Origin of the sequence: Roseibium porphyridii (assembly GCF_026191725.2) — a bacterium.
GTDB lineage: Bacteria > Pseudomonadota > Alphaproteobacteria > Rhizobiales > Stappiaceae > Roseibium > Roseibium porphyridii.
In genome coordinates this window covers 529661-552028 of record NZ_CP120863.1, presented here as the reverse complement: position 1 = coordinate 552028, position 22368 = coordinate 529661, and the positions used below count along the sequence as shown (strand labels likewise).

Annotated in this window: 23 protein-coding genes; 6 read left to right on the top strand and 17 right to left on the bottom strand. The window is 55.9% G+C overall.

The features are described from left to right. Positions 1-13 precede the first annotated feature (13 nt). The 5 genes from napA to yddG form a co-directional block, all read right to left on the bottom strand. The gene (gene napA / locus K1718_RS02680; protein ID WP_152499284.1) at positions 14-2506 is read right to left on the bottom strand and encodes a nitrate reductase catalytic subunit NapA; all 2493 of its coding nucleotides are present in this window, start codon (positions 2504-2506) and stop codon (positions 14-16) included. A gap of 15 nt (positions 2507-2521) precedes the next feature. Then, complete coding sequence (locus tag K1718_RS02675; protein WP_152499283.1) at positions 2522-2782, bottom strand: chaperone NapD; 261 nt, start codon at positions 2780-2782, stop codon at positions 2522-2524. Continuing rightward, complete coding sequence (locus K1718_RS27490; protein WP_418068105.1) at positions 2779-3222, bottom strand: ferredoxin-type protein NapF; 444 nt, start codon at positions 3220-3222, stop codon at positions 2779-2781. Before K1718_RS27490 ends, K1718_RS02675 begins: the two co-directional genes overlap by 4 nt. A gap of 472 nt (positions 3223-3694) precedes the next feature. Beyond that, positions 3695-4579, bottom strand: coding sequence for an HpcH/HpaI aldolase/citrate lyase family protein (locus K1718_RS02665; protein ID WP_265679837.1), 885 nt, complete (start codon positions 4577-4579; stop codon positions 3695-3697). Positions 4580-4680: 101 nt separating this feature from the next. After that, complete coding sequence (gene yddG, locus K1718_RS02660) at positions 4681-5574, bottom strand: aromatic amino acid exporter YddG (RefSeq protein WP_152499280.1); 894 nt, start codon at positions 5572-5574, stop codon at positions 4681-4683. A gap of 154 nt (positions 5575-5728) precedes the next feature. Here yddG and K1718_RS02655 point away from each other — a divergent pair, with 154 nt between their 5' ends. Beyond that, positions 5729-6190 carry a GNAT family N-acetyltransferase gene (locus K1718_RS02655; protein ID WP_152499279.1) on the top strand — a complete coding sequence of 154 codons (462 nt, stop codon included), beginning with the start codon at positions 5729-5731 and terminating at the stop codon, positions 6188-6190. Between the two features lie 20 nt (positions 6191-6210). On the opposite strand, the gene K1718_RS02650 is transcribed toward K1718_RS02655, so the two are convergent. Further along, entirely contained in the window at positions 6211-7260 is a 1050-nt protein-coding gene (locus tag K1718_RS02650) for a DUF2125 domain-containing protein (protein ID WP_265679838.1), read from the bottom strand. A gap of 101 nt (positions 7261-7361) precedes the next feature. Between K1718_RS02650 and K1718_RS02645 the strand changes: the two genes are divergently transcribed. Further along, positions 7362-7892, top strand: coding sequence for a gamma-glutamylcyclotransferase (locus tag K1718_RS02645; protein WP_265679839.1), 531 nt, complete (start codon positions 7362-7364; stop codon positions 7890-7892). A 98-nt stretch (positions 7893-7990) separates the two neighbouring features. On the opposite strand, the gene K1718_RS02640 is transcribed toward K1718_RS02645, so the two are convergent. The 6 genes from K1718_RS02640 to ftsE all read right to left on the bottom strand — a co-directional run bounded on the left by K1718_RS02640 (position 7991) and on the right by ftsE (position 12717). Then, positions 7991-8365 carry a hypothetical protein gene (locus tag K1718_RS02640; protein WP_152499276.1) on the bottom strand — a complete coding sequence of 125 codons (375 nt, stop codon included), beginning with the start codon at positions 8363-8365 and terminating at the stop codon, positions 7991-7993. Between the two features lie 305 nt (positions 8366-8670). Next, entirely contained in the window at positions 8671-9045 is a 375-nt protein-coding gene (locus tag K1718_RS02635) for a hypothetical protein (protein WP_152499275.1), read from the bottom strand. A gap of 336 nt (positions 9046-9381) precedes the next feature. Continuing rightward, positions 9382-10146: a lysophospholipid acyltransferase family protein gene (locus K1718_RS02630; protein WP_265679840.1), complete on the bottom strand. Its 765-nt coding sequence runs from the start codon at positions 10144-10146 to the stop codon at positions 9382-9384. 56 nt (positions 10147-10202) lie between these two features. Further along, positions 10203-10946, bottom strand: a complete 744-nt coding sequence (locus K1718_RS02625) for a YdcF family protein (protein WP_152499273.1) — start codon at positions 10944-10946, stop codon at positions 10203-10205. Between the two features lie 53 nt (positions 10947-10999). After that, positions 11000-12049, bottom strand: coding sequence for a cell division protein FtsX (locus K1718_RS02620; protein WP_152499272.1), 1050 nt, complete (start codon positions 12047-12049; stop codon positions 11000-11002). A gap of 8 nt (positions 12050-12057) precedes the next feature. Beyond that, on the bottom strand, positions 12058-12717 hold the full coding sequence (gene ftsE, locus K1718_RS02615) for a cell division ATP-binding protein FtsE (protein ID WP_152499271.1): 660 nt from the start codon (positions 12715-12717) through the stop codon (positions 12058-12060). Between the two features lie 309 nt (positions 12718-13026). Here ftsE and K1718_RS02610 point away from each other — a divergent pair, with 309 nt between their 5' ends. Genes K1718_RS02610 through K1718_RS02600 form a run of 3 tightly spaced genes read left to right on the top strand, consistent with a single transcriptional unit; the run spans position 13027 to position 14971 of the window. Next, positions 13027-14007: an MJ0042-type zinc finger domain-containing protein gene (locus tag K1718_RS02610; protein ID WP_265679841.1), complete on the top strand. Its 981-nt coding sequence runs from the start codon at positions 13027-13029 to the stop codon at positions 14005-14007. Positions 14008-14009: 2 nt separating this feature from the next. Then, a complete protein-coding gene (hpt, locus tag K1718_RS02605; protein ID WP_152499269.1) occupies positions 14010-14573 on the top strand; it encodes a hypoxanthine phosphoribosyltransferase in 564 nt (187 codons plus the stop codon). A gap of 2 nt (positions 14574-14575) precedes the next feature. Further along, positions 14576-14971 (top strand): response regulator, encoded by a 396-nt coding sequence (locus K1718_RS02600; protein WP_265679842.1) that lies wholly within the window; start codon positions 14576-14578, stop codon positions 14969-14971. Positions 14972-15067: 96 nt separating this feature from the next. Here K1718_RS02600 and K1718_RS02595 read toward each other — a convergent pair whose 3' ends face one another. The 3 genes from K1718_RS02595 to argH all read right to left on the bottom strand — a co-directional run bounded on the left by K1718_RS02595 (position 15068) and on the right by argH (position 20895). Then, entirely contained in the window at positions 15068-17695 is a 2628-nt protein-coding gene (locus tag K1718_RS02595) for a TIGR02302 family protein (RefSeq protein WP_265679843.1), read from the bottom strand. Between the two features lie 100 nt (positions 17696-17795). Further along, a complete protein-coding gene (lysA, locus tag K1718_RS02590; RefSeq protein ID WP_265679844.1) occupies positions 17796-19070 on the bottom strand; it encodes a diaminopimelate decarboxylase in 1275 nt (424 codons plus the stop codon). 439 nt (positions 19071-19509) lie between these two features. Next, the gene (gene argH / locus K1718_RS02580) at positions 19510-20895 is read right to left on the bottom strand and encodes an argininosuccinate lyase (RefSeq protein ID WP_152499264.1); all 1386 of its coding nucleotides are present in this window, start codon (positions 20893-20895) and stop codon (positions 19510-19512) included. A gap of 41 nt (positions 20896-20936) precedes the next feature. Here argH and tlpA point away from each other — a divergent pair, with 41 nt between their 5' ends. After that, positions 20937-21599, top strand: a complete 663-nt coding sequence (gene tlpA / locus K1718_RS02575) for a thiol:disulfide interchange protein TlpA (RefSeq protein WP_265679845.1) — start codon at positions 20937-20939, stop codon at positions 21597-21599. Between the two features lie 25 nt (positions 21600-21624). Here tlpA and K1718_RS02570 read toward each other — a convergent pair whose 3' ends face one another. Beyond that, positions 21625-21831 carry a hypothetical protein gene (locus K1718_RS02570; RefSeq protein ID WP_152499262.1) on the bottom strand — a complete coding sequence of 69 codons (207 nt, stop codon included), beginning with the start codon at positions 21829-21831 and terminating at the stop codon, positions 21625-21627. A gap of 30 nt (positions 21832-21861) precedes the next feature. Then, positions 21862-22122, bottom strand: a complete 261-nt coding sequence (locus tag K1718_RS02565) for a hypothetical protein (RefSeq protein WP_152499261.1) — start codon at positions 22120-22122, stop codon at positions 21862-21864. Between the last annotated feature and the right edge of the window lie 246 nt (positions 22123-22368).

Here is a 22368-nt window from a genome sequence, read left to right as displayed (position 1 = left end):
ACCTTGGCTTCAATCAGGCGCGCTCGACTTTACAAGCGCACTTCTTGAAGTCGGTTTCCTTGGACAGTGGGCAGGTTGCGTCGAGCGTCAGCTTGTTGATGAGCTGTCCCTCGTCGAACCAGGGCACAAACACCAGGCCTTTCGGCGGCTTGTTCCGGCCGCGCGTTTCCACTCGGCTGAGCATCTCGCCCCGACGTGTGGAGATCAGGATTTCCTGACCGCGACGCAGATCACGTGCACGCGCATCATCGGGATGCATGTAGACGACCGCTGATGGATAAGCCCTGTGAAGTTCCGGCACCCGGCGGGTCATCGACCCTGAATGCCAGTGTTCGAGCACGCGACCGGTGCAGAGCCAGAGATCGAATTCTTCGTCCGGGCTTTCAGCTGCGGCTTCATAAGGCGCGAAGATGATATTCGCTCTGCCGTCAGGCTTGCCGTAGAACTCGACACCTTTGCCTTCCGCAACGTAGGGGTCATACCCCTCGCGGAAGCGGTAAAGCGTCTCCTTGCCGTCAACAACCGGCCACCGCAGGCCACGTGCCTGATGGTAGACGTCGAACGGTGCCAGATCGTGCGCATGACCGCGGCCGAATTCGGCATATTCTTCAAACAGGCCTTTCTGGACGTAAAACCCGAAATCCTTGGATTCGTCGTTTTCGAAACCTTCGGCCGTTTCGGACAATGGGAACTTGTTCACCACGCCGTTGGCAAACAGCACTTCGTAAAGTGTCTTGCCAGCCAGTTCGGGTTTCTTGGCAACCAGTTCCTCACCCCAGGCTTCCTCAACCGTGAAACGCTTGGAGAACTCAATGATCTGCCAGACATCCGACTTGGCATCGCCCGGAGGGCTGACCTGCTGACGCCAGAACTGTGTGCGGCGCTCGGCGTTGCCATAAGCTCCTTCCTTTTCCACCCACATGGCCGTGGGCAGGATCAGGTCGGCAGCCAGGGCCGTGACGGTCGGATAGGGGTCTGAGACGACAATGAAGTTGTCGGGGTTCCGGTATCCCGGGAGCCCTTCCTCATTCATGTTGGGCGCCGCCTGCATGTTGTTGGTGCACTGGACCCAATAGGCGTTGAGATCACCGTCCTTCAGCTTACGATGCTGCAGAACTGCGTGGAAACCGGGCTTCGCCGGAATGGTTCCGGCAGGAATGTTCCAAGCGGTCTCGCAGATTTCACGGTGCTTGTCATTGGCCACAACCATGTCGGCAGGCAGTCGGTGTGCAAAGGTACCGACCTCACGTGCCGTGCCGCAGGCCGAAGGCTGACCGGTCAGCGAGAAGGGTGAATTGCCTGGCTCTGAAATCTTACCCGTCAGAAGATGGACGTTGTACATCAGGCCGTTGACCCAGGATCCTCTGGTGTGCTGATTGAAGCCCATTGTCCAGAGAGACATAACCTTCCGGTTCGGATCGGCATATTGCTGGGCCATGCGCTCCAGCTGCTCAGCCGGAACCCCGGACAACTCGGACACTTTGTCCACGGTATATTCGGCAACGGATGCCGCATACTCATCGAAACTCATGTCTGAAAGCTTGCCGGAATTGGGATTGGCGGCTTCCTGTTGAAGCGGATTGCTGTCACGCAAACCATATCCGATATCCGTATCGGTCTTCTTGATGTTGACGTGAGCGTTGACGAAGTCCCAGTTCACCGCATCGTTCTGAATAATGTAGTTGGCGATGTAGTTCAGGATCGCCAGATCCGTCTGCGGCGCGAACACCATGCCGTTGTCGGCCAGTTCGAATGAGCGATGCTCGAATGTTGACAGGACATGGACTTCGCAATCCGGCTTGGTCAGGCGCGTATCCGTCAGACGCGACCACAAGATCGGGTGCATCTCCGCCATGTTCGATCCCCAAAGCACGAACGTGTCGGCGTGCTCCAGGTCGTCATAGCAGCCCATCGGCTCATCGATGCCGAAGGCACGGATGAATCCGACCACCGCGGACGCCATGCAGTGACGGGCATTTGGGTCGATATTGTTGGACCTAAGGCCCGCTTTCATGAATTTGGCGGCGGCATAGCCTTCCCAGACAGTCCACTGACCGGATCCGAACATACCGACGGAGGTCGGCCCCTTTTTGGCCAGCGCCTCTTTCCATTTTTCGGCCATGACGTCGAAGGCTTGGTCCCAGCTCACCGGCTCGAAGTCGCCATTCTTGTCAAAAGCGCCGTTCTTCATGCGCAGGAGCGGGGTTGTCAGGCGATCCTTGCCGTACATGATCTTCGACAGGAAGTAGCCCTTGATGCAATTGAGCCCACGGTTCACGGGTGCATCCGGGTCGCCCTGAGTCGCAACAACCCGGCCTTCCTTTGTGCCCACCAGAACAGAACATCCGGTGCCACAGAATCGGCAAGCGGCCTTGTCCCAGCGGATATCCGGGGAACGGGGCTGCGCCACGACAGATCCAGCGGTCAGCGGAATGCCTGCGGCGGCGGCAGTGCTTGCCGCTGCAGTCGCTTTCAGGAACGTGCGGCGGGATTCCGAGATAGTCATATCAGGTCTCCGGCATTAGGGAGTGGCGCAAGCATCCGGCTGCGACAGGTCCTCGAAGTGGTGGTAGTTGAGCGTGACGGACATCACGCCGGGAATTTGGTGCATGGCCATGATTTGGTCGGAAGCAATGGTGGTTTCGGTGTCTTCGACAACGACCACGAGGCGGCCATCTTCGCTGGCAGCATGAACTTCCGTTCCGGGCATCGCCTCGATGCCGGCGCGAGCGGCCTCAACCGCTCCCGTGGTCACGTGGACCAGGCAGCCGCAGATATTCATGTTTTCTCCCTCGCGCTCAAATCTTGAGCTCTCTTGAATTGGACAGCTTGTGCCGGGCAAGAGTGTGCGCATTCGCCGCACCCAGTGCATTGATCAAGATCAATGACCGGCTCGGCCTTGCCGCCAACCGCAAGCTTGAATCGAATGGCTCTCGGCTCACAGACATCTTCGCAGGTGCGGCACATAACGCCTTGCAAAGAAAAGCAATTTTCTTGAACTTCGGCGCGCCAGATCCAGCTTTCAACCTGCCCGGCGACCAGCGCGCCCGACGTGCAGGCTTCGGCACAGCTATCGCAAAACGTGCACGCGCCCAAAGCAAAATCAACGACTGGAAGGCGGTCTTCGCCGACTCGAATGATCTTCTCCGGACAGGCCGAAACGCAATCGCCGCACTCTGTACATAGCTTGGCGAACTCGGAAACCGATCCGGGTGGCCGCATGACATTTGCGTCTACAGCGCGGAACCGTCCCCTTAAAAAGTTTCTTCGGCTGGGAGAGGGAGTCGTCAAATTGCCTATCCTTCAGGAATCGGTGGGTTTTCTGATCCTCAAAGGCCTCATTTCGTTCTTGGTGATCCGAATTGCTCAAGCTGCACTGACCGTGCCTCAAACACACTGAAAACACCGGTTTTCAGCCGGTTGCCTATTCAGCTTGAGGTTCACGGTAAAGAAAGAGCGGGGTGACTGCCTTGCTAAAAGTCAAAACGTGCGAAATTATTTTGCAATCGCCGCTTAAGAATTAGGCAATGCGAACAACGTTCTGCTCGCAATCAATCGGCAGATAAAGTCGAAATTCCAAGCACTCCCGAATACACCGGTTCGGTGGCACAAAATCGAACGTTTTCGATCTTACACCACCTCCAGGGAGTACAACTGGGGCTCTATCTATTGCTTGTAACGGCTTACGCCACTGTCAACCACGGGCCGCGATGCTATCGGCGATGCCGATCACCCTTTTGCCCATTTCCGCGTGGAGGCGCTCAACCATCTTGCCGTCGACCTGAATTGCCCCCTTGTCGGAGTTTTCCGGCTTCTCGAACTCCGCGTTGATCTTTCGAGCCCAGGCAATCTCGTCTTCAGTCGGGCTGAAGGCCTTGTGGCAGGAAACGATCTGCTTGGGATGGATAAGCGTTTTGCCGTCCATCCCCATGTCGGCCCCTTGAGCACACTCTTCGGCAAATCCGTCTTCATCTTGAAACGCATTGAAAACGCCATCCAGAATATCGATACCGCCGGCACGGGCGGCCGCAACGCAGGTCATCAGCCAGGGCATCATGGCAGCCCGCCCCGGTGAGAGGCGGGCACGCGTTTCCTTTGCAAGATCGTTGGTTCCCATGACAAAGCAGGACAACCGAACCTGAGTATCCTTGCCACAGGCGCCGATGGCACCTGCATTCAACATGGCCTCCGGGGTTTCCATCATCGCCCATAGCTTCAAGTCAGGCGAACCGCCAAGTGCTGAGATCTTGTGCGCAACCCTTTGAAGATCGGCAGGACTGTTCACCTTTGGCACGAGCACCGCATCCGGATTTGCCCCGACCGCTGCCTCAAGGTCCGCTTCGCCCCAGGGGGTATCAATACCGTTGATCCGGACGACAACCTCCCTGGACCCATAACCGCCAGCTGAAACAGCCTCTACGATCTGAGATCGCGCCAGATCCTTTGCGTCCGGTGCCACGGCATCTTCCAGATCAAGAAGAAGGCAGTCGACGTCAAGCGACTTCGCCTTTTCAAGCGCTCTGGCGTTTGAACCCGGCATATAGAGTGCGGAGCGACGGGGACGGAACGGTGCAGACATAGAGTGATCTCAACATTCAACAGGAAACGGAATTCCAGTTAATCTAGAGGATCGATTTCTCAATTGAAATCAGCCGAAGGGGGAAGACCGGTCCGGAAAAATCATGTGGCTTTGCCGTTGCGTTTTTTGAACAGCATGTCCTTTGCCGCGATCACTGCGCCGAGTGTGATCGCGACACAGGCGATCGCGACCGAGAGCGTCAGAGCCCCAAAGCCAAAAGCAATCAGGAGAAGCGTCGAAAGTAATGGTGCGGAGTAGGCAGCAGCGCCCAGCACCTGAATATCGCCGCGCTTGACGCCGACATCCCAGGTGAAAAACGCCAGACCGACCGGGAAGAGTGCCAGCGCTGCCACTGACGCCCATTCAAGAGAGCCTTCTGGCCAGACGGTATCCTCCAGAGCGACATGACAAAGGGCCGAGAGCAGCGCCGTCATCAGGCAGAACCCGGCAACGGCTTCCGTTGGCACCTTTCCCAGCCGCCGCGACAAGACGGAATAACTTGACCAGAAAAGGGACGAAGCAACCGCCGCGCCATATCCAAGTGCCGACCCGCCCGAAAAATTCAGTCCTTCTCCGCCTGTAATCAGGAGAACAGCCCCCGCAAGACCCAGGAGGGTACCGACAACATGATGAAAGCGTAGATGCTCCCCGGGCAGGAAGGCCGAAAACACCACGATCAGCAAGGGCCAGGTGTAATTTATGAGGTTGGCTTCCACCGGCGGTGCATTGCGAATGGCTGTAAAATAAAAGAAGTGAAAGCCGAACAGCCCGACAGTCCCAAAGGCCCAGACTTTCAGCGGCTGGCGCAGCTGGCCCAACTTGCCTGACACCGCAAGCCAGACAAAAGCCAGCGATCCGGAAATGCCAAAACAAAGCGCATTGAGCAAAAAAGGAGGCACATTGCCTGACCCTGCGCCAAACAGACCCAGCGTCGCCCACATCAGGACCGCGCTCAATCCAATGAGCGTTGCTTTCAGGCGTCCGCTTTCGGTCATCTATCCTGTCCATGCCAAATCGAAGCCGCGGTGATGACATGAAATTCAAGTCGGCGAAAGAGCCGCACCGCAAATTGACAAGGTTCTTGATCCCGATACCCGTTTCAGGACATGTTGTGGCTCAATTCACTGACCTGTCACTTTCGGGGACTTCATGACAACACTGGAAATCAGAGCCCTTGGGCTGAATGATGCCCATCAGCTTGCGCCACTCATTGCTGAAAATGCTCAGGCACTGAGACGTGGCGCGCCGCGGCGCCCGGATGAATACTACGCCGAACGTATTCTTGCTGATAAGACCGCGGAAGCGATCGGTGCGTTCGAAGGTGACATGCTGATCGGCTTTGCCGTATTTTTCGATCTCCCGGAACTGATCACCGGATTGCGCATTGGTCAGATGGACGACATTTATGTTCATCCGGATCACCGCAACAAGGGTGTCGGCCGCCGCATGATTGAAACTCTCGTCTCGGAAGGAAAGAGCCGCGGTTGGCTACATTTGCGCTGGATCGTGCCGGGCAAGAACACACCGGCTGTTGCGCTTTATGAAAAGCTGGCCGAACCGGACCATCGCAAAAGCTATCTGATCCCGATCGATCGTGTTGCAGGTGACTGATCGCAGGCCGACCTGACGGATCAGAAACCGGCCTGGAACAATGGCGGGATCGGCGGCAGCGGGAGAAGTCCGATCCGGGCGATCCCGCGATCGATATTGACCTTCAATGGCACCGTCTTGACGCCATCGACCTCGCTGGCCAAAGGATCCAGGCTTTTCAACACCTGCTCCATCAGTGCCAGTGTCCGATCTCCCGTGGGCGCAAGCGGTTTGAATGCTCCGATAAGAGCCTCGGCATTTCCAAGCGACAGATCCAGTGTTCCGGACAATGTGCCGTCCCCGTTGACGACGAAATCGCCGCCCGCCTTAACCCGGCTTTCACCCAGATTTGCATCGAACACGACAAGCTTTATTGGCAATTCGCCCCCGTTTGACTGCACCAGCCAGGGGAGATTCGCACCTGCCAACAGAGCCGCACCACCAGGAATTTGCAGATGCGCCCGTAAATCGACAGCATCCTGCAGGTTGGGCAATGACCGCAACTGAAGGGCATCGACAGACAGGAACCCTTCGAAAAAATCGGCTTCTCCATCCGACTGCCGCACATGCAACTCCGCCTTTTCTGCGGCGAAACTGCCTGTAGAGACCGGGTTGTTCAAAACAGCTTCGGGTTTTTCAACCACCGCATCGAGTTTGCCGAGTGCGCCGGACCCGAATTTCATGCTGGCCCGGGCGGTTTTCCAAGTCATGTCACCGGACATGCCTGAAAGCGGAATATCCATTACGGCCGGTGCTCCGGCCTCAAAAATAATGTGTGTCGGGTTGTAAATCAGGGCGACGGCTTGGAGGCCGCCGAGTTTTGCGGCAGCGCCCGAACGGTCCGCAGATATCATTTGCCTGCAAGAGACTTCATAGCGAAAGGGAAATCCATTGATCGCCAGATCGGCACAAGATACCTCCAGCCCCTGCGCCGCCATGGTGTTCATCTGGGAATTGAGCTGCTCGTGAAGCAATGATCTGCCGATAAACCAGACTGCAGACCAACCAAGTACGACAATCGCGAGGACGGACATCAGGATAATGTACCGCCGTTTGGTTGGTTTTGAGGGCAGCTTCTCTTTGCTGGACACGTGTTCCCTTACCTTCCTGTAATTCGCTGCAGGTCAGCAGCATTGAATCGGCGGCCACAGATTGTTATCTCCGCACCTGCGCAATTAGAAGACAGGGTGATATGAGCGATTTTTGGGTCTTTGGCTACGGGTCCTTGATGTGGAACCCCGGATTTGATCACCTGCGCGCTGAACAAGCGCTCTTGCGAGGGGCTCATCGCGCGCTTTGCGTCTATTCCTGGGTTCATCGCGGCACTCAGGAAAGACCGGGCCTGGTCTTCGGCCTCGACAATGGCGGCGCTTGCAGAGGACTTGCCTACCAGGTCTCAGAAGATATCTGGCCTCAAACGCTTGAATATCTCCGTGCACGCGAACAAACCACGATGGTCTACAAGGAACACTGGCACCACGTGGAACTGGGCAGTGGCGAGAAGGTCAAGGCACTGGTCTACATGGTCGACCACGGTCATCCGCAATACGCCGGTGCACTTCCGCCTGAAAAACAACTCGAGATCGTCGAAGGCGCCGTCGGGAAGTCCGGCAAGAACCCGGAATATGTCATCAACACAGCTGCACATCTGGAAGAAATGGGCATCGCCGACACGGCTCTCGCCTGGTTGGCCGGCCAGCTGAAAGGCACTGGCAATCCCTGAAGAAGGAGCTGCAAACCCAGGGCTTGGCTCCAACGAAGAAAGGCCGCGCAAACTGCGCGGCCCTTTCTTTTCTCAAGAGCAGATGCTCTTGAAAAGACTTACTGGTGAGGGAAACCTTTTTTGGCAGTGCCGTTCCAGTCGCCGATGAAAGGCAGGATCGTCAGGTTGCTGTCGCTGGCGCGAGTTGCCTGAACGCGAACCGGAACCGGAGTGTTGCCGTTGGAATCACCAACTGTCTGATCCGGGAAGTCTGCAACTGCAGCGCGGTTGACGTAGCTTTTGGTGTTCAGTTTGCCGGCATCGCGAAGTGCTTTGGCGTTAGCGATCTGCATTTGCTGGATGGAAACAGGGTTGTTACCGTTCAGATCACCGACAGTCTGATCAGGAAACTGTGCGAAAGCGCCGCCGATGAGGGCACCGGAAACGAAAGTAGCTGCAACAACAGTCGACAGGATTTTCTTGGAAGTACGCATTTTAAAGCTCCGTATGTATTTACTCAGTTAAGAAATGATGCCGCCCCGAAACTTCGATACTGCATCTGTTTGCGTCTTATCAACGCTGCACACCCGATGTAGGAACTGATTTTGAGAAAAAAACCGAAATAACCTCTATGTGAACTGGTGTTTACTTAAATATACGAGTTCACGCTGCTGTGTTTACCTGTTTACTTAAGTAAAGCAGCATCCATCCGCATATTTTCTTCCTCAAAACAAAAAAGAAAGGCCACGCTCGGAGCGCGGCCCTTTCTTTTTAGTCGGGAGGTTTTTCGGGTCGAAGATTACTGACGCGGGAAACCGTCTTTGCCGCTACCGTTCCAGTCGCCGATGAAAGGCAGGATCAGAAGGTTGCTGTCGGTCTTGCGCGTTGCCTGTGCACGAACCGGAACCGGAGTGTTGCCGTTTGAATCACCAACTGTCTGATCCGGGAAGTCTGCGACTGCAGCGCGGTTGACGAAGCTCTTGGTGCTCAGTTTGCCGGAAGAACGCAGTGCTTTTTCGTTCGCAATCCGCATCTGCTGGATAGAAACAGGGTTGTTGCCATTCAGGTCGCCAACGGACTGATCCGGGAATTGTGCAAATGCACCGCCGATGAGAGCACCGGAAACGAAAGTAGCTGCAACAACAGTTGACAGTGTTTTCTTGATAGTACGCATTTTAAAGCTCCGTGTTTGTTTACTCGTTTAAGATTTGATGCCGCCCCGAAACTTCGATACTGCATCTTGCTTGCGCCTCTTGAACGCTGCAAACCTCATGTGGGGATTGATTTCGAGAAAAAAACACGGATAACCGTCATGTGATGACGTGTTTACTTAAGAATACATAATTCACAGCGCCGTGTGCAGCACGTTACTTAAATACGTCAAATATAACTGAAGCTTTTACTGAATTGCCAAAAACAAACCCTTAGCGTGGAAAAACTCCAGCAAGAACAAGTCTTGTGACGCCCTCGCGGCTTCGTGAGAATGCCGAAGCCTGAGCTCGTCAGAACATCAGTTTGGGGATGTCGCAATGGTTTCCAGCACCGGAGAAGGCTTTGGACCCCGCCTTGCTTCGTCAATAAGGCGATTGCTTGCGGTCTCGATTTCTCGAACCATGCGTTCGTGAAAGACGTCTGCCGGCAGGCCGGGCTGGATCGGCGGAAGGATATCAACGACAACGGTGCCTGGATAAACCTTCCAGGAAGAGCGCGGCCAGTACAGTCCGGCGTTGTGGGCGATCGGCACGACAGGACATCGCAAGTCTTTATAGAGATGCGCAATGCCGTACTTGTATTTAGGCTCAGCCCCTGCCGGTCGACGCGTGCCTTCCGGAAAGATCAGGATTTGGCGCTTCTCTGCGATGGCTTCCTTGGCCGCCTCCATCATTGCCGCGAGCGCTTCGGAACGTTTTCCCCGGTTGATCGGGATTTGTTTGAATTTGGCCGTGTACCAGCCGAAGATCGGAATCCAGCGCAACTCACGTTTCAGAATAAAGGTTGGGCTGGAAAACAGCGGTATCAGTGACACTGTCTCCCAGGCCGACTGGTGTTTCATGGCGGCAATGAACCCGCCATCCGGCAGGTTTTCGCGGCCGCGCACCTCAACTTTCAGGCCAACAGTGATGCGCATCAGCAGCAATAGAACCTTGGCCCAGACCGGCACGACCCACCAGCCCCATTTGCGTGGCAGCAGCATCACGGGCGAAAACAGGATCATCAGAACGAAAGTGACCGAATAGAACAGAACCTGAAAAAGGCTGGAGCGCAGTAAAACCATGGAACCCGTAAATGCTGGATTGGGCGGGAGCCGCTCCGGCTATGCGCTGATCAGCTTCAGCTCACACCCCTCACGGTAATCCGCAGTCGGGCGAGGATATACTTCACATATTCGCGCATGAGAAGCCGGATCGTTGCCGGTTCCCTGTACCAGTCATTCAGGTTCAGGTCTTTTGAGAACACCGGATAGGCAATCAGATCCACCTTGGGCAGTGCACCGGAGAGTTCAACCTCGGCTCGCGGCAAGTGATAAGCGCTGGTCACAACCAGCAAGGAAGAAAACCCGTTCTTTCGGACCCAGTTGGCCGTTTCTGCAGCGTTGCCAGCGGTATTTAGGGCAACCCGGTCAAGATCGACGCTGTTTTTTTCAAGGGGCATGTCCGAAGCCGTCACCGCAGCAAGCTGCTCACGCGTTGTCCCCGGATGAACGCCAGATATCAGCAGCCTGCTTGCCCGCCCTTCTTCCAGAAGACGTATGGCCTCATTGACCCGGGCCTGACCACCCGTAAGCACCACGATTGCATCGGCATTGGCGCTGCCGGGAACTTTCGCACCGGTTACTTGATGGGCAAAAACCAGAAACTGTCCGAGTGCCGCGCCGATAAACGCGGTAAGAACGGCAACCAGCGCAAATCGCAGGCCGAAACGCTTCTTACGCCTTGGCTTTGCGCCGGTCTGCACGGGCTTCAAACTTCTTGAGGCAGGTCTCGATTCGTCCGATGACACGTTCACATGCGAATCCGAGACGATGGGGACACCGTCTTCCAGACCAGGCTCTATGACTGTGTTGGCATGTGACATGGCGGGACTATGATAAGTGATTCGGCCAATTTCGCGGCATTTGCTCCGAAAAATCAATCCACTTTTGCAAGATGGGCTTTCACCGCAAGACCGGATGTCAATGCAGTGAGGATCGCGACCAGGAATACCACGCCGAAAACACCGAAATATCCCGGCAAGCTGACAGATACGGAGCCGACCAATGCCGAGAGTTGATCGGAACTTGCCTGGCCCGACCCCTGCCGTGTCAGCATATCGAGCAGCAGGAAGCTCAGGATAGCGGCCACGCCACCCGATATGCCGCCCTTGAGGCCCAGCATCAGAAAGTGGCGCTGAAATTCACGCGCGATGAAACTGTCTTCTGCGCCAACAAAATGGAGCACTGAAACAACGTCCTTGTTACCAGCCATGGCTGATTGCGTGGCGAAGACCACACTGAGCACCATGGATCCGAGAACGAGGATCATGATTGCAAATCCTCCGGCCACCACGGCACCCGCCATGGCAGACAGGCGAGACGTCCAGACCGAATGATCGTCGAGACTTGCGCCTACGACATTTTGAGAAACGGTGGAAGACAGCTGCTCGAGATTGAGCTGGTCGGGATCAGCCACGGTTATCTGGATTAGCCGAGGCACCGGCAGCCCGTCCAGTTGCAGACCTTCGCCTAGCCAGGGTTCGAGCAACGCTTTGGTTTCGTCGTCAGACATGGCGCGAACCGAACCGATTCCCGGAAACTCTTGCGCAAGAGCGACGGCCTTGTCGATCTCTCGCAGCATATCGACGCCTTCGGTCGGTCGGATCTGGATCGTGATCTCGCGAACCAGATCGTTCTGCCAGGCGTCGGCCGCATCCCAGACAATGGAAACCGCACCAACCGTCAGACATGCCAGAAAACTCATGATTGCCACTACAAGCGTGAGCGCTCGTCCTGCAACGGATTGCGGTGGTACGATGGCCGCAGCCGGCCTCAACTTGGAATCTTCGGTCTGTTCGGTCTTTTTCGGCTTAGGCGCAACTTTGCGCTTGATGCGCTTTGATCTTTTGGGACGCGCTTTCTTACGGGCCGGCTTAACCTCGGCGTCGACGCTTTGCTGATTGTCGGTGTCGTCGGACTGGGCCATTCTGCCGCCTAATCGAAGATTGAAAGGCGCCCGTCGGCAAGCACCATACGTCGGGCATCCACCTGTTCCAGCAATGCGATATCGTGAGTCGCGATGATGACAGATGTGCCCAGTTTGTTTAATTCGATGAACAGGCGCAACAACCGGCGCGCAAGCGGCGGGTCAACGTTGCCCGTCGGTTCGTCAGCCAACAAGACCTCGGGCCGGGTGATCAGGGCACGTGCAATCGCCGCACGCTGCTTTTCTCCACCTGACAGGACCGGCGGCAAGGCATGCATCCGCTCGCCAAGCCCAACCCATTTCAAGAGATCGATGACGTCCGAGCGGTATTCGCTTTCGTCCTTGCCGATCACGCGCAGCGGCAAGGCCACGTTTTCATAGGTCGTCAGATGGTCCAGCAGCCGAAAGTCCTGGAACACAACCCCGATCTTGCGTCGAAGTCGCGGCAGTTCCTGCTTGTCAATCACGCTCAAGTCCCGATCGAAAACCTTTATCAGGCCTCGGGTGGGGCGCAAGGACATGAAGAGGAGCCTGATCAAGCTTGTCTTGCCGGCGCCGGACGGCCCTGTGAGAAACTGAAACGACTGCGGCTCGATCTGAAACGTCAGATCCTGCAGGATTTCAGGTCCCATGCCATATCTTAGTCCGACATTTTCGAACCGGATCACTCAGTTGACTCCTATCGAGGGCTCAAGCAGTGCGCTGAATCTATCCTGTGGCCACCAATCTCACCATGCCGTACCCGGCCTCAGGGAGCCCTCTACATGTGGCTATCCACCAACAATTCAACGTAACTGTTCCAAACCCGCTCTAATGCCTGGCCGTTAACGTTCCATTAATCATATAAAGGTCCATTAGATAACTGAAAGCCCGTCATCGGATTTGCTGGCCCTTGTCCCATATTTCGTGCCGGATTCCGACTTTGTCGGTTACGTAAACGAAACGCGCAAGCAAGCCATGACGAAAGGTCTTCGCGCATGAAGATCAAATGTCCGGACTGCAGTACGTCCTACGAAATAAAGTCAGAGGCGCTCGGCGCAGACGGCCGAAGTGTCAAATGTGCCAAATGCGGAAACCGCTGGTTCGCCAAACCGGAGGAAGAAGAAGAAGGCAACGTTGACTTCGAGGCCGCCAACGGCACGACAGGCACGACGGGTGTCAGCGTCAACAAAGGTCCGACCGAAGACAAGGACGAAGCCGACTGGGCAAAGGATGCTGAGGAAGACGCTGAGGCTGAGGCCGAAGACAACAGCGAACCGGAAGACCTGTCTGAACCCGACATCGAAGACGAAGAAGAGACGGAGAGTTTTTCCGAACCTGTTTCCGAACCCAATATTGGATCCGATGAGGATCGATTTGCCGCAGACCTGAACGAGGACAGCGGCGGCGAAGATCCTTCAGCGAACGCGGATATCGAAAGCTCCGCGAAGCGGCCGAAGATCATCGTTAACCCCGACAAGTTTCGCCGCAATCACCTGGGTGCGCTGTTCAACCTGTTTGCCCGCCTGAATTTCCGGCGCATTGGAGGGGTTTCGCTCTTTGCGGCCGCAATTGCGATCTGTGCCGTCTTCGTCCTGATGCGGGACAACATCGTCAAACAATCGCCGGATCTGGCAAGCCTGTTTCAGGTTATCGGATTTGACGTCAATTTGCGCGGACTTGAATTCCGCAACCTCAGAACCTTTACCGAAGTTGAAGACGGCAAGCGTGTTCTCGTTGTTGAGGGGTCAATCCGCAATCTTCAGAACGAGACCAACAGTGTTCCGGCTGTACGGCTCTCCATTCGCAGTCCGGACCTTCAAGAAGTTTATGCTTGGACGGTTGAACCACGCACTCGCGCATTAAATGGGCTGGACGAAACCCGCTTTAGGACGATATTAGCCGATCCGCCGGAGGGCGCATCGGATATTCAGATCCGGTTTGTTGATCGCGGCAAACGCCAGATAGTGCTTGAGTGACCATGACCGCCAATATTCATACGTTGTTTGACGAAGATGCCATTTCCACCAGAGTTGCCGCGCTTGCGGAGGAAATAGCTGAAGGAAAACCGGAAAAACTGCTTGTTGTAGCCGTGCTGAAGGGAAGCTTCATTTTTGCCGCCGACCTCGTCCGGGCCATGCACCGCGCCGGATTGGAGCCGGAGATGGAGTTCATTCATCTCTCGTCTTATGGCGCGGGAACCGAAGGCTCGGAAAACATCCGGATTTTGCGCGATGTTGAAAGTGACGTTAACGACCGCGATATAGTTCTGGTGGATGATATTCTGGAATCCGGCCGCACCTTGGCCTTCGCTCGCGAGCGTTTGAAGAACCGCGGTGCACGCTCTGTGAAGATCGTAGCTTTGCTCGACAAACCCGAGCGCCGTAAAGCTGCCATATCTGCCGACTATGTCGGTTTTGCCTGTCCTGATAAGTTTGTCGTCGGATATGGTATGGATATGGGCCACGCCTGGCGGCAGTTGCCTTATATTGGATACGTTGCTGCACCCGGGGAGGCTGCTGCAGACGGCAAAACAGGAGAGTGAGCATGGCTCGCATTCTTCTTACGGAAGACGACGAAGCGGTTCGCAGCTTTGTGAAACGCGCGCTCGAATTGGACGGGCACACTGTCGAAGCCGCTGAAGATGGTGGCGAAGCGATTGAAATTCTCACCCGTGAAGACGGCAAGTACGACCTTTTGCTATCCGACATCAAGATGCCTGTCATGGATGGCATCGCGCTCGCGCTGCACACAGCGCGCGACTATCCGGACATGCCAATCCTGCTGATGACAGGCTTTGCCGATCAGCGCGAACGGGCAAATGGTTTGGAGAGCCTTGTTCACGACATCATCACCAAGCCATTTTCACTTGCCGACATCCGCAAGGCCGTTCGCGATGCCATTGCAGGCGATATGCCACAGGACACCCGCCGCTACGCCTAAAGCCGGGCATTGTCCCAGTAAGCAGATCGGATCTGAAACGCAAAACCCCCGCTCAAAGAACGGGGGTTTCTTAATTGTAAGCCGCATGCGGGAAGATCAATATCTCTTCAACAGCCGTTCCAGATAGTCCAGCTCCAGCTGCGGACGGGATGGATCTGAGAACCGCCGGCGAAGCTCTTCCAGAATGCGCCGCGCCCTTTGAACGTCGATCTCATCCGGGATCTGTACTCGGTTGTTGAAGTCGGGTCCTTCGGTCCGGCGTGGTCTGCCGAGCGGATCTTCGTCCATGGGCGAGGGTCCATTCGGGGATCCGGCACCTTCGCCTTGCCCCATCATTTGCTCTGTCAGGCCCTGAGCACCACGCCTGAGAGCATCAAGCGCGTTCCCCTGCTGTCCGAGTGCTTGTTGCCCCTCGCCTTCGCCAAGCGACTGTTGGGCATCGCCCATGGATTCGCCCGCCTCGCCAAGCTCCTGGCTCTGGCCCATACCGTTTTGCTGCAACTGTTCCATCAGCTGTTCCAGCTGCTGAGCCAGGTTTCCCTGACCCTGTTGCAGTTGTTCCAGCATCTGTTCAAGCTGCTCGCGGGTCATTTGCTGCTGCTGGCCCTGTCCTTGCTGGCCTTGTTGGCCCTGCTGCTGCTCGCCGCGACGCTGGTTCTGCTGGTCTTGATTGAACTGATGCGTTTCATCCATCAGCTGCTGTTGACGCTGGATCATTTCGCCAAGCTGATTGAGCATCTCCATCATTTCGCTGGACATGTTGTTGGGCATCATCTGAGGGCGCCCTGCCTGCAGGTTTTCCAGCATCTGCTGCATCTGAGCCAACAATTCGCGGGCAGCGTCGCGCGACCCTGTGCGCGCCAGCTCTTCGATCCGGTTCAGCATCTCGGACAAATCTTGTTGGCTGAGCGTTTGCTGATTGCCATCGAAAGGCTGCATGGCCTGCGGGTTCTGCCGCATTTGCTCAGCAAGCGCCTGCATGTATTCATTCAGGGCTTCGCGCAATTGCTGCGTCAGCTTGGCGATTTCTTCATCGCTCGCCCCTTCTTCCAGCGCCTTGCGTAATGCCTCTTGCGCGTCCCGCAGTTTGCGTTCCGCCGCCGACAGGTCGCCATCTTCGATTGACAGTGCCAGATCCCAGAGAAGCGGCAACAACGCTTTCAATTCCTCATCGGAATTTGCCTGAAGCAATTCGCCATAGGCAAAGCGCATACCAAGGTAGTTTCGCGCCTTGAAGTCGAACAATTGCGGCGCAAGCATCAATGCGTCGAAGGCAATGATCACCTGATCATGGTTTTGTGCATCAAGTGCCAGGTTCCGACGCTGCTCCACGATCGCTCTGGCGAGCGGTTTGCCGAAACGGCGTTGCGGCAGAGTGATGCGATAAGCCGGCGACAGGCCTTCCTGTCCAGCCTGATCACGCGCCAACAATGTCAGATCAACTTCCGAACCGGCCCAGGGGTGAGACGTCAGGTCCCGAATGGTTTCCGCGGTCTTCGCGGTACCAGCCCGCGGTGGCAATGAAAGCGGAAATTGAGGCGCTTCGACAAGGGGACGCGGCACACGGCCCCCGTGATCCGGGTTTGGCAGCGGCGAAATGCGTGCTTCCGCGGCAACGACGCCGTAGTCGTCATTGACCAGATAAGAAAATTTCAGTGCGCCGCTAAGCTGTTCCTCAGGATCGTCTGTCAGACGAATTTCAGGCGCATCATCCGGACGCACGGCAAAGACAAAGTTCAGGAACGGCTCGTCACCGGATCTGAGTTCAACAACACCTGTTGTTTCCAGCGTGATCTTGCGCTCGACCGGCAGCAGTTTCTGCAGTTCGGGATCCTCTGTCTCAGACAGTGCCTCGGGCTCGATCGTGGTTGGTTCAACATCATCTGCACCGGCAAACGTCATCACCAGTTCACGAGCGCCTTGCGTCCTGACCACCAGCACCGAGCCCTCGGGAACGGAAACCGGGGCGGATGGATCGCGCAACTGCGCACTTTCGCCAGTGAGATAGATCGGAGGTTCGCTGGTATATAACGGCGGCGTAACCCAGGCATCCAGGCGGCTTGGAGGCTCAACGCTTGTGAACGGGTTCTGGAAAGCGGAAACCAGACGACCGGTATGATCGCCTTGCGCCGTCACAAAACCAATCAGGACCAGACTGGCAGCAAGAACACGCACCGCCCAGGGATCGCGCCTGAAAGCCTGCGGATCAGGCGCTTTTGATTTGATCGCGGCCAGCCGCTCTGCGGTTCGGCGCTGATGAAGGGCCCATATGGCCTGGCTTTCGGCATTTGCCACACCAACCGAAAGATCGTCCTCAAGCGTTGTCAGCGGCCGGTGGTCTACCCCCGACGCATTTTCAACCCGATGCAGGGCATCCTCGCGAGAGGGCCAGCGAACGTTCACAAGATCTCGCGCAGACCAGATTACAAGGGCTGCAAATCCGACAAGACCCAGAGGTGACACCCAGGCCGGCAGCAGCATCCACAGCCCCAGCCAGGAAAGGCCGACAAAGATCCCGACAACGACAAAGACCGGCAGCATCGCGCGCCACAGCCGCTCGACGAAAAGTGCCCATCGGCTCTGTCCGACAAGACGGTTCAAGCGTGCTCGGATGACGTTCCGCCAGCCATAAGGTTCCGGATAGACTGGCCGATCAGACTGCTGATTGCTATCGTTCGGGCTCAATGGCACCTCCGGTTCATATCCCGCCAAGTGCTGTTCCATGTGAAATTTCAGCACGCAGGATCTGCCCACACCCTAATAAGGTGAGGCATTGGAGGCCGTCCGGCAACCTGTTGGATCAACTAATTCTCTGCAGATTAAGTCACGAACCCTTGAGCCAGTCGGGCATTCGGTCGAGTCCGATCAGTTCCTCAAAGCTGGTCCGTGGCCTTACGACGGCAAATTGGTCAGCATTTACGAGGACTTCCGGGACAAGAAGGCGCGAGTTATAGGTGCTTGATTGCACAGCGCCATATGCGCCCGCTGAATAAATCACCAACATATCCCCAGCCTTCACTTCCGCCATTTCGCGGTTTTGCGCCAGAAAATCGCCGGTTTCGCAAACAGGACCAACAATGTCGGCCATGATTCGCTGCCCGTCGCCGGCGTCCTGCTTCACCGGTCGAACCTCATGATGGGCCTCATAAAGGGTTGGACGAATGAGATCGTTCATGGCTCCGTCGACGATCACAAAGGTCTTGTCGGCACCCTCTTTCACGTAAATGACACTGGTGACCATGACCCCGGCATTGCCGGCAATCATGCGCCCGGGCTCAAACATCACAGTGCAATCAAGCTCGCGGACGTGCTTCTTCACCACCTCGGCATAGGCGTCCGGATGTGGCGGCGGATTATTGTCGGTGACATAGGGAATCCCCAACCCTCCACCAAGATCGACATGATCAATCCTGTGGCCTTCAGAGCGCAGATCCGAAATCAGGTCCCCAAGTCTTGCAAATGCATTGTCGAATGGTTCCAGCTCAGTAATCTGGGACCCGATATGCATGTCGATGCCGGTCACTTGGATGCCCGGCAACCGTGCTGCCTCAGCATACACTTCACGGGCACGCTGCCAGGGAATGCCAAACTTGTTTTCTGCCTTGCCGGTCGCAATTTTGGCGTGCGTTTTTGCGTCCACGTCGGGATTGATGCGTATCGAAACGCGCGCAGTCTTGCCCATAGCTTGTGCAACACGCGACAATTGACGCAGCTCAGGTTCAGATTCGACATTGAAACAAAGAATGTCTTCTTCCAGCGCATAGGCTTGTTCAGCCTCGGTTTTTCCAACCCCGGAAAACACGATCTTTTGGGCCGGCACACCGGCTGCGCGTGCGCGTCGCAATTCGCCTTCAGACACAACATCCATACCCGCGCCAAGCTCGGCAAGCGTTGCCAGTACCGCTTGATTGGAGTTTGCCTTCATGGCGTAGCACACCAAAGACGGAATATCGTCAAAGGCGGAGGAGAAGACCTGGTAGTGCCGGGTAAGCGTCGCGGTCGAATAACAGTAGAAGGGCGTTCCGACGGCGTTTGCGATCTCGCTGATCGAAACGTCTTCGGCGTAGAGTTCGCCATCTTTATAATCAAAGTGGTGCAAGGGATGCCCTCATAAGGATCGATCATCCTGCCTTGTTCGAGGCTGCAAACTGCAGTCAGGACGATCGGAATTAGCGTTACGGCGGACCGGCCGTTGTTCCTGTTCGGGAAATCCTACCGAATGAGGAAATCCAAGGGAAAGGTCTTGTCGCTTGCTGGGGGCTCGGTCGGTGGCGGCGCCGGCGCATCAGCTGGATCAACACCGGCATACGTTTGCTGTGTGGCAGCCCCTGGTTCATCAAGTGAGCCCTTTCGGCCGCACCCGGCCAGGGTCAAGCTCAGGCAAAGGCCAATCAGCGCCAGAGTTCCAAACCGGGTTGTCATCACAAAATTGCCCTTTCCGGAATTCGCATTCGGTCCTTCTCCTCGCATGACAGACAGAATTCGGCAAGGCCGCACTGAACCGTCATGCGAAGATATCGGCCAATTGGTGCGAGAAGTCAGCTCTTGGCGAGGTCCTTGAGCCACCGCCGGGCCTGTTTGCGCACATTGACCGGTGACGTTCCGCCATAGCTGGTGCGACTGCGCACCGACTTGTCGACCGAAAGCACGGAAAAGATTTCATCGGTGATCTTCGGCTCGACAGTTTGCATCTCTTCGAGCGAGACTTTGTGCAGTTCGACGTTCTTTTCAACCGCCATGGCAACGATCCGCCCGGTCACATGATGAGCATCACGGAACGGCAGTCCGAGCACCCTCACAAGCCAGTCGGCGAGATCTGTTGCGGTTGAGTATCCCGATCCGGCGGCTTTTTTCATGACTTTGGTCACCGGCTCCAAATCCCGAACCATTCCGGTCATCGCCGCCAAGGCCAGCGATACACTGGCAAGGCCGTCGAATGCCTGCTCTTTATCTTCCTGCATGTCCTTGGAATAGGTGAGCGGCAAACCCTTCATCATCACCAGGAGAGACTGAAGGGCACCATAGATCCGTCCGGTCTTTGCGCGCACGAGTTCGGCCGCATCCGGGTTTTTCTTCTGTGGCATGATCGACGAGCCGGTCGAGAACTTGTCCGAAAGCTTGACGAAACCGAATTGCGCGGAGCACCAGATAACAATCTCTTCAGCGAGACGCGAAAGATGCATCGCGGTCAAAGACGCTGCAGCAAGAGCTTCGATCACGAAATCACGGTCTGAAACGGCATCCAGCGAATTGGCGGCAGGCCGGTCAAAGCCAAGTACATCTGCCGTCATCTTGCGATCGATCGGGAAGGACGTGCCCGCGAGCGCGGCAGCACCCAGCGGGCTTTCATTCATGCGTTTTCGGGCATCGCGCACGCGGCCCCGATCTCTGGCGAACATCTCCACATAGGCAAGCATATGGTGACCGAAAGTAACAGGTTGTGCCGATTGGAGATGCGTAAAGCCCGGCATGACGTCAGCAGCGTGAACTTCCGCCTTTTGCGAAAGAACCTGCATCAATTCGCTCAGCTGCGCGTCAAGTGTGTCGAGCGTGTCCCGAACCCAGAGGCGAAAATCCGTCGCGACCTGATCATTTCTGGAGCGTGCCGTATGCAAGCGTCCAGCTGCTGGACCGATCAGTTCGGCAAGGCGGGCTTCGATATTCATATGAATGTCTTCAAGCGCCCTGGAAAACTTGAATTTGCCACTTTCGATTTCTGACAGGATTGTGTCTAGACCTTGAACGATCTTGTCGGCATCGTCCTGCGTCACGATCTCTTTATCTGCGAGCATGCGCACATGGGCTTTCGAGCCGTCGATGTCTTGCTTATATAGCTTCCGGTCGTAGTCGATGGAGGCGTTTATCTCCTCCATGATGGCGTCCGGTCCTTCAGCGAACCGGCCTCCCCACATGCGATTGCTCATGTCCTGTCCTTTAAGAGGCGCCCCTTGCGAGGTGTGAACGAATGTCGAAGCCAACCGAACCTGCAAAAAACTCACGGCGAGGTCTCGTCCTAGCCGGGCTTGCTGGTGCTGTGGCCGCTGTAGCGGCTCTATACGTGATCGCCGGACCGAATGGCAATATCGCGAGTGCTCAAAGCTGTTCGGTTGCTCTAGAAGCAGCCAAGGCCGCCAAGCCCCACGCCAAGGGAGAAGTTGCCGCTTTCATTCCTGCCAGCCAGCCCCTGGAGTTGAAACAGCTCACCTTCATGGGGCCGGACAACCAGCCTGTCAGCCTCGCCGATTTCAAAGACAGAACAGTGCTTCTTAATCTTTGGGCGACTTGGTGCGCGCCGTGCAGAAAGGAAATGCCGGCACTGGACGAACTTCAGGCAGACCTTGGCAGCGAAGATTTTGAAGTCGTAGCGGTCAGTCTGGATCGCGGAGGCCCCGACAAACCAAAAGCGTTTCTGGAAGAGATCGGCGTTGGCCATCTTGGGTTTTATCAGGACAGTTCAAACGCCCTGCTGCAGGATCTTCGCAAAGTGGCCCGCGCCACCGGATTACCAACGACAATTCTTGTCGGGCCTGAAGGTTGTGAAATCGGAACAATGTATGGCCCCGCCGAATGGGCATCCGGCGAGGCCAAGTCACTTATCGAGAGTACGATGGTGCGGCAAGGCACCTGAGACGGTGCTTGCCAGTCAGGTCTGATTAAACTGAAATGTCGACAGCGTTGCCGAGGCCTGGAATCTTCCGGGCCTCACGGCGCTCTGCTTCATTTGTGACCTGCGCTTCTTCAAGACGTGCGGCCACCTGCCGTTCCTGATCATTTTGATCCCGGATCGCATTTGTGGCCAGCTCTGCTCTCACGGAGGCCGCATTGACTGCAGCTGAAGAACTGTCTGTTACACTCGCCATAATATTTGCTCCTCTGGCGTGGTGTCGGCATTAGACGAAAATGTCGACCCGGTTACCGAGGCCATCTTCCGGCTTGCGCGTTTCCGCACGCTTTTCCAGCTGTTCGGCCTGTCGGCTCAGATTCTCTGTCCGATTTGAACTGAACTTGGCTTGTCTTTGAACCGTTTCAGCAACGGCTTCCGACTGGCGCGCGTTCATAGCTTTAACCTGCTCAGCGACCTTGTCGGCGCGCGGAGTGGCCAGAGAAGGCTGGAAGGCCTGGTTTTGTCCATATCCTACTGCTTCAGGCATCGTTTTCCCAACTTATGGATACGATTTCACCAGTCAAGTATTACAGGAGGACATGAATTCGAGTGTAAACAGAGAGATTAATCTACATTACTGCTTATTTAATTACTCAAGGTAAGCATAAATATTACATAAAATTGTAGCTAAGTTCGTGCAAGCAAATGAATCAATGAATGTTTTAAGATGCAGTATCTGGCGAGAGCACCCAGATCTGCCCGACAGATCAGAGCACGCGAGCCTGTTTCACCC